The following is a 6,191-nucleotide window of genomic DNA, read 5'->3' as shown; positions in this document are numbered from 1 at the left end:
GGGGGCAGACCGTGCCACTTTTTTTTGTGGGGATCCCTCAACCCCTATGGGGAGAGGGCTAGGGTGAGGGGAAAACGCCTGATGGCGCTGCGCTTATCAGGCCTACGGTCACGTAGCCCCGGTAAGCGCAGCGCCACCGGGGAAAGCACCGTTACTCAAACAACTCCGCATGTGTCCCCAGGTCGGTAAACACCACCAGATGCTTTGTATTATCGATGCGATAAACCAGAAGATAATCCCCCCCGATATGCAGTTCCCGGAATCCTTGCATATCGCCGGTCAGGGCGTGATCGCTGTACTCGGCAGGAAGGGGATTGCCGGAAAGCACTAACGACATGATCGCTGCCGTGTCGTGCATATCTCTCCGGCCAGCTTTGTTGTAGCGTTCCCAGGCTTTAACAAAGGTTTTTGTGTAATCAGAGCGGTACGGTAGCGGGGCGCGTTTACTCTTTCCCATCGTCTAAGCTCTCCATGAGCTGCTCAACACCATCAAAGCGTCCATGCTGGTGTGTGGAAATTTCGTCGGCTTCGCGCATCGCATTGCGTAACCGTGCGGTGGGTTTGCGGGTCACCTCAAATGGGATCCCCTCATTTTTTACAATCTGTTCTGCGAACAGGCGAATTGCCGTACTCCAGTTAAGGCCGCAGCTTTCAAGTACAGAACCCGCGCGAGCTTTCAATTCACTGTCGATACGCGATCGAATAACGGAATCCATGGTGCCTCCTTACTATTTTGTAGCTACATTGTAGCCACAAAATAACCTGGTTGCATACTCTTCTGGCTCTATAAAAAAACGCCTGATGGCGCTTCGCTTATCAGGCCTACGGTCATGTAGCCCCGGTAAGCGCAGCGCCACCGGGGATTGTCGGGTGCAGTGCAGTAAAGTTACCGCTCAAAATGTAAATCCACGTATTTATCTGTTACATCAGAAACATTATTGGAAATTATAAGAACTCCAATTAATTCATGGCTAACCAGTTTTTCCCCACCGTTCAGCTTCTATTTAGCCAATAATCTAAACCGCCTCTCAACGTGAAAAACTTAACGATTGACGCGGCGGTATCGAAACCTTTCAAACACATCATCAGAACAATATCCAAACAAAATCAGCATAAAACCTCGCTCACAGTCACATTTGCAGCCGTAAACCTCGCCTGTTAGGGTGTTCGCAGACAAATTAGATGACGAGGCATAAAACATGAAAAAGCTTAATATCTTCATTCTTTCTGCACTGACCGCGATCTCTGGCTCCGCGATGGCGATGGGCGGCAGCATTGAGCAGAGCAAAAACTTTACCAACCTGAACCTTGAGATGGGTAAATCTTCCTCAGGTCTGTATGCCGAAAGCAACTGGCTGAAAAACACTGACGACGGCACCCAGACCGGCGGCGTTGGCGCGGGCTACAACGTTGAAGTGGGCCCGGTAATGCTGAATGCCGGGGCAAAAGCCATCTACATCGGGCCGAAAAAAGGCGATAACGGCGTGGCGTTCCCTGTCGGCGGCGGCGTAAACGTTGCTCTGACCGACAGCATTAACGTGTTCGGTGAAGGTTATGTCGCCCCGGAAGGGCTAAACAACAGCGTGAAAAACTACGTTGAAGCCAACGGCGGCGTGAGCTGGACCCCGGTCAAACCCGTCACGCTGAAAGTGGGTTACCGCCACGTGAGCGTTGATGGCAAAGACGGCCGCCCGAACCACACCCTGATTGACGGCGCCTACGTTGGCGGCGGCGTAAGCTTCTGATGATGCTGCAGGGATGGGATGGGCTGAACGAAACAGCCGCCCCTGCGTGATCAAATAAGGCACACCCTCGGGTGTGCCTTAGCATTTCAGTTAGTTATAAGGGCAGTAGCCGCTATGATGTGAACCTGCGTCGCGGTGCGAATGCTGCCCGTGCGTCCAGGCCATGGCTGAGAAAGTAGTCATCATAAATATAGCAACTAAGGCCGCTAAAATAATTTTTCCCATAATTATAACTCCTTATAAAATAAACATTCCTGATGTATCTCCCTGACAAAGAGAGACCGCAGCAGCATAAATTTCAAAAGGTGTTATTTTCAGGGCGATACTTCACAAAGAGAGAAATTTACCGGCGGTGATCACCTGTTATCAGGATGGCGAAGAGATAAAAAAGGCAGCAGATCTGCTGCCTTTTTACCGTTCAGTTCCCTATCGGCGAATCACCACCAGCTTCTGGTTCACAAACTCTTTGATCCCCAGATCCGACAGCTCACGCCCGTAACCGGAACGCTTCACGCCGCCAAACGGCAGCTCTGCGGCGGTATCGGTGAGCCAGTTGATCCACACCATCCCGGTCTCGATTTTCGAGGCCATCTTTTTAGCGCGATCGGTGTCTTTGCTGAAGATCGCGCCGCCCAGACCGTAGTGCGAGTCGTTGGCGAGTTTGACCGCCTCCTCGTCGTCTTTCACCACGTAGATCTGCGCCACCGGCCCGAAGAACTCCTCGAAGTACGCCGGGTTATCGCGAGTGATGTTGGTCAGGATGGTCGGCTCAAAGAAGCTGCCCTCACCCTGCACCGGCTTGCCGCCGTAGTGCAGCGTCGCGCCATTTTTCACCGCCTCTTGTACCTGTCTGGTCAGGGTTTCCAGCGCATCTTTTGAGGAGAGCGGGCCAAGCGTGGTGCTCTCATCCAGCGGATCGCCGATCTTCACCTGCTTAAAGGCCTCGGTGTATTTAGCCAGGAACTGCTCCGCGATTTTCTCGTGCAGAATAAAGCGCTTAGCTGCGGTACAGACCTGCCCGGCGTTGGCAAGGCGCGCGTTGACGCCAATCTTCACCGCCTTCTCCAGGTCGGCATCGTCGAGCACTACAAAGACGTCGTTACCGCCCAGTTCGAGGGTCGATTTTTTGATGTGCTTCGCCGCCTGAGCCGCCACCACGCTACCGGCTTTTTCCGACCCGGTGAGCGCAGCACCCTGCACGCGGTCGTCCGCGATGATCTTCGCCACCTGATCTGAAGAGATAAACAGGTTGGTCCAGGCTCCGTCCGGAGCACCGGCTTCACGCACCAGATGAGCAAAGGTTTCGGCACAGTGCGGCACGATGCTGGCATGTTTGGCGATCACCGGGTTACCTGCCGCGAGGTTCGGGGCAAGAACGCGCATCAGCTGGTAATAGGGGAAGTTCCACGGCTCCACGGCCATCACCACGCCGATGGGGTGATGCTCAACCCACGCCTCGCCGAGCTCCGACGGGTATTTCACCGGGGCGAGATGCTGCTTCGCGTTATCCGCATAATAACGAGCGATCTGCGCGCAGAGTTTTACCTCGCCGCGGCTCTGGGCAATGAGTTTCCCCATCTCCACGCTGGCGATTTTTGCCAGCTCTTCGCTGCGGGAATCAATGAGATCCGCCAGCTTGTGCAGCACCGCCAGGCGCTTGTCGATACTGCCTTTTGACCAGTCGGAATGGTAGAGCGCATCAGCCGTTTTCAGCGCCGCTTCGACGTCAGCATCAGTATGAGAAGGATATTCTTTGATGAGTTTGTTGTTGGCAGGATTCACTGTCTGATAGGCCATTGTTGCCTCCTTTTTTACCGCTTGGGGTATTAAGGGTAGTCAAAATAGCTGGGCATGAAGGTAAAGTTGGGTATAAAAAGGGGGCCACCCGGAGGTGGCACGTTTTTGTTGAGTACTGGGCACTCATGCCACACAGCGTTCGTTCCAGCTGTCCTTAAAGGCGATGTTTCCATCAACATACTTCCACTGAATAGACTCGTAGCGAAGCTCAATGTTTTCTAAATGTGTTCCAGTACCGGAACCCGGATGAAGGCTGGGTGTAATACCCGTGATTTTTACGTTTTCCATAAAAATATTAAAATATTCGACCTCCCTGCCTGCATCTACTATTTGATACATTTTTATTTCTGCTGATTTGAGGGTATAGCCGCGACTAATAGCGCGATATAAAAGAGGGGTTACCCGGTCAAACTCTTTTTGAAACAATATTGGTGTATGGATACGTGTACCGGTTAACTTGCCCGTATTTGAATCTGTTGGGATAGTCATGTGATGGGACAACGACTTTATCTCGATAGATCCTACACGCCCCAGGACGCAACACCCTCCAACTACAGGAGAGCCATTTTCATCCGTTAACCATAAATAAGCTGGATTTGACATATTATTTCCCTCTTTTCAATTTATCCTGTTACGATAATTTTCTAACACACCGACTACTTTCGAACATATGTAGAATAAGACCAACCATACAGCAGCATAAACAAACTTCATAGGCCACGCGACAGGTAGCATGATGCACATTATTAAGCCACCTATAAATAATGCTGACTCGACGAAATTCCAGATAAAGACAACGCTTGATACAAGCGTGCGTGAAATTTTTTTAAACCCCGAAGAGCGGTTGTTAATTGACATTTAATTGACTCTCAACTATCTCAATTATTTTATTGAAGTAAGGCTGCCCCAGTTGATGAGCTATATGGATTGCTTCAACAAATGGTTTTACAGCAGGCTCAAAAAGAAAATAAGACAGATCGTAATCATGTGGACGAAGTAATTGATAAATTTCAGGCGCTTTGATAGCAAGCTCTTCTGACACACTTATGGAACGCTCCGCCATCCCCCCTATAAGCAACAGCATGGTGACCTTACCGATCCAGCTGTTAGCGGACGCAGCGCCAATAAACGAGACACGTGTCAGAACTGCGGCTCCTATAGAAGAGATAATTTTCGCGGTGACCAAGCGACCTGCAACGGATGAAACAACGCCACGATAAACACTATTTTGCTGGCTTATAGTGAGATATTTATTAAATTTTTCAAAGATCATCTCAACTGCGTTTGTAACGTGGTCATAATTTAAAATATCGTTATGAATTGCCTCCGCCATGCGGATTCGTTCAGTTTGATGTTTAAAGCGAGAGTCTGTATCAAAATAGCCTATGGCAAGGTATCCAAGGTCAAGAGGAACAGTAAGCGCTCCATTTATCAAGCCAGGAATCACACCCGGTGATACAAGAATATCAACTATTCGGTCAGCGATTTTTTTCACATCATCTGTAGCTATATCTCCAATGAAAATAGCAGTATCTACCATGATATCTATCTCCTTTTTATAATCGTTAAACTTTATATCACTTCATCCCCCTAAAAAAAATAATTATTTGCGAGCTAAAAATAATATTCATGTCATCTATAAATAAATTATTTATATCACCAAAATTAGTCATATGTGTTTTTACTATTTTGGGTAATTAAAATAGTTGAGTATAAAACGGGGTCATCCAGAAACACAAAAGCAAACCGGCACACACTTTGTAGCCCCGGTAAGCGCAGCGCCACCGGGGGAAATACCACCGAGGTTAATTCTTGTTTTGATCGCGAAGCATGCTATAACCCCCATACCCCTCACACCGGTAGCCGCCATGACCCATACCCGTCACGTCAATCAGACCTTTATCCGCCAGCCCGGCGTGGAGTTGCGCAGTACCTGGCAGAGCACCCAGGCCTATAAGCGTCACAGCCATGCGCAGCTCTCCATTGGCGCGATCCTCGAGGGGCAGACCTGCTGCTCCTGCAACGGCGAGCCGTTCACCCTCTACCCGGGCGATCTGATTGTCATTCCGGCGCATATGGCGCACAGCTGTAACCCCGTTGAGGGACAGCCCCGCAGCTACCACATGCTTTATCTCGATACCGATATTGAGCCCGCCATGCAGATGATCCGCAGCGAGGCGCTGTTCCGCCAGTATCTGGCGGTGGTTGACACCCTCTCCCCCGAGGCGATCGCTACTCTGCTCTCGGGGCTTACAGAAAACAGCGCCCCGCCTGACGCCCTCCGTCCCTCCAGCCTTGCCCTGCTTCAGACGTTACGCCACAGCCTGCAGGCACCGCCCTCGCTGGATGTTCTGGCCCGGCGCTTTTCACTGCGCAAAGAGACACTTATCAGAACCTTTAAGCAGGATACCGGCCTGACGCCCGGCACTTTCCTGGCCATTTCCCGAGTCGAGTTCGCCAAAGCGCGTCTGCGCGCCGGGGATGACATCGCCGACGTCAGCTACCAGAGCGGCTTTGCCGATCAGAGCCATTTCCATAAAACCTTTGTCAGCTACGCTGCCGCCACGCCGCGCCAGTACGCCACCGGGCGATCAATATCCGACAATAATTAGCGTCCGCCCCTCTGTAACCTGACCTCAGTTTTGCTGA

General features: G+C 50.8%; 7 protein-coding genes. 2 read left to right on the top strand and 5 right to left on the bottom strand.

Annotated elements, in window-relative coordinates; genetic code table 11:
• Window positions 1-151 precede the first annotated feature (151 nt).
• Window positions 152-457 (bottom strand): type II toxin-antitoxin system YafQ family toxin, encoded by a 306-nt coding sequence (locus FFB58_RS13800; protein ID WP_138370198.1) that lies wholly within the window; start codon window positions 455-457, stop codon window positions 152-154.
• On the bottom strand, window positions 444-716 hold the full coding sequence (locus FFB58_RS13795) for a type II toxin-antitoxin system RelB/DinJ family antitoxin (RefSeq protein ID WP_138370197.1): 273 nt from the start codon (window positions 714-716) through the stop codon (window positions 444-446). Before FFB58_RS13795 ends, FFB58_RS13800 begins: the two co-directional genes overlap by 14 nt.
• Before the next feature lie 483 nt (window positions 717-1,199).
• Here FFB58_RS13795 and FFB58_RS13790 point away from each other — a divergent pair, with 483 nt between their 5' ends.
• Window positions 1,200-1,745, top strand: coding sequence for a YfaZ family outer membrane protein (locus FFB58_RS13790; protein WP_039030524.1), 546 nt, complete (start codon window positions 1,200-1,202; stop codon window positions 1,743-1,745).
• A gap of 426 nt (window positions 1,746-2,171) precedes the next feature.
• On the opposite strand, the gene FFB58_RS13785 is transcribed toward FFB58_RS13790, so the two are convergent.
• From FFB58_RS13785 to FFB58_RS13770, 3 genes are all read right to left on the bottom strand, one after another.
• The gene (locus tag FFB58_RS13785) at window positions 2,172-3,542 is read right to left on the bottom strand and encodes an NAD-dependent succinate-semialdehyde dehydrogenase (protein WP_138370196.1); all 1,371 of its coding nucleotides are present in this window, start codon (window positions 3,540-3,542) and stop codon (window positions 2,172-2,174) included.
• A 123-nt stretch (window positions 3,543-3,665) separates the two neighbouring features.
• Window positions 3,666-4,145 (bottom strand): type VI secretion system tube protein TssD, encoded by a 480-nt coding sequence (gene tssD / locus FFB58_RS13780; RefSeq protein WP_138370195.1) that lies wholly within the window; start codon window positions 4,143-4,145, stop codon window positions 3,666-3,668.
• A gap of 244 nt (window positions 4,146-4,389) precedes the next feature.
• A complete protein-coding gene (locus tag FFB58_RS13770) occupies window positions 4,390-5,082 on the bottom strand; it encodes a hypothetical protein (RefSeq protein ID WP_138370193.1) in 693 nt (230 codons plus the stop codon).
• Window positions 5,083-5,410: 328 nt separating this feature from the next.
• On the opposite strand from FFB58_RS13770, the gene FFB58_RS13765 reads away from it, so the two are divergent.
• Window positions 5,411-6,154, top strand: coding sequence for an AraC family transcriptional regulator (locus tag FFB58_RS13765; RefSeq protein WP_138370192.1), 744 nt, complete (start codon window positions 5,411-5,413; stop codon window positions 6,152-6,154).
• Window positions 6,155-6,191: the final 37 nt, after the last annotated feature.

Source organism: Enterobacter sp. MF024 (genome assembly GCF_005843915.1).
GTDB classification, from domain to species: Bacteria; Pseudomonadota; Gammaproteobacteria; order Enterobacterales; family Enterobacteriaceae; genus Enterobacter; species Enterobacter barmai.
Note: the sequence above shows the minus strand (reverse complement) of the source record. Positions and strands in the feature narration are given on the sequence as shown.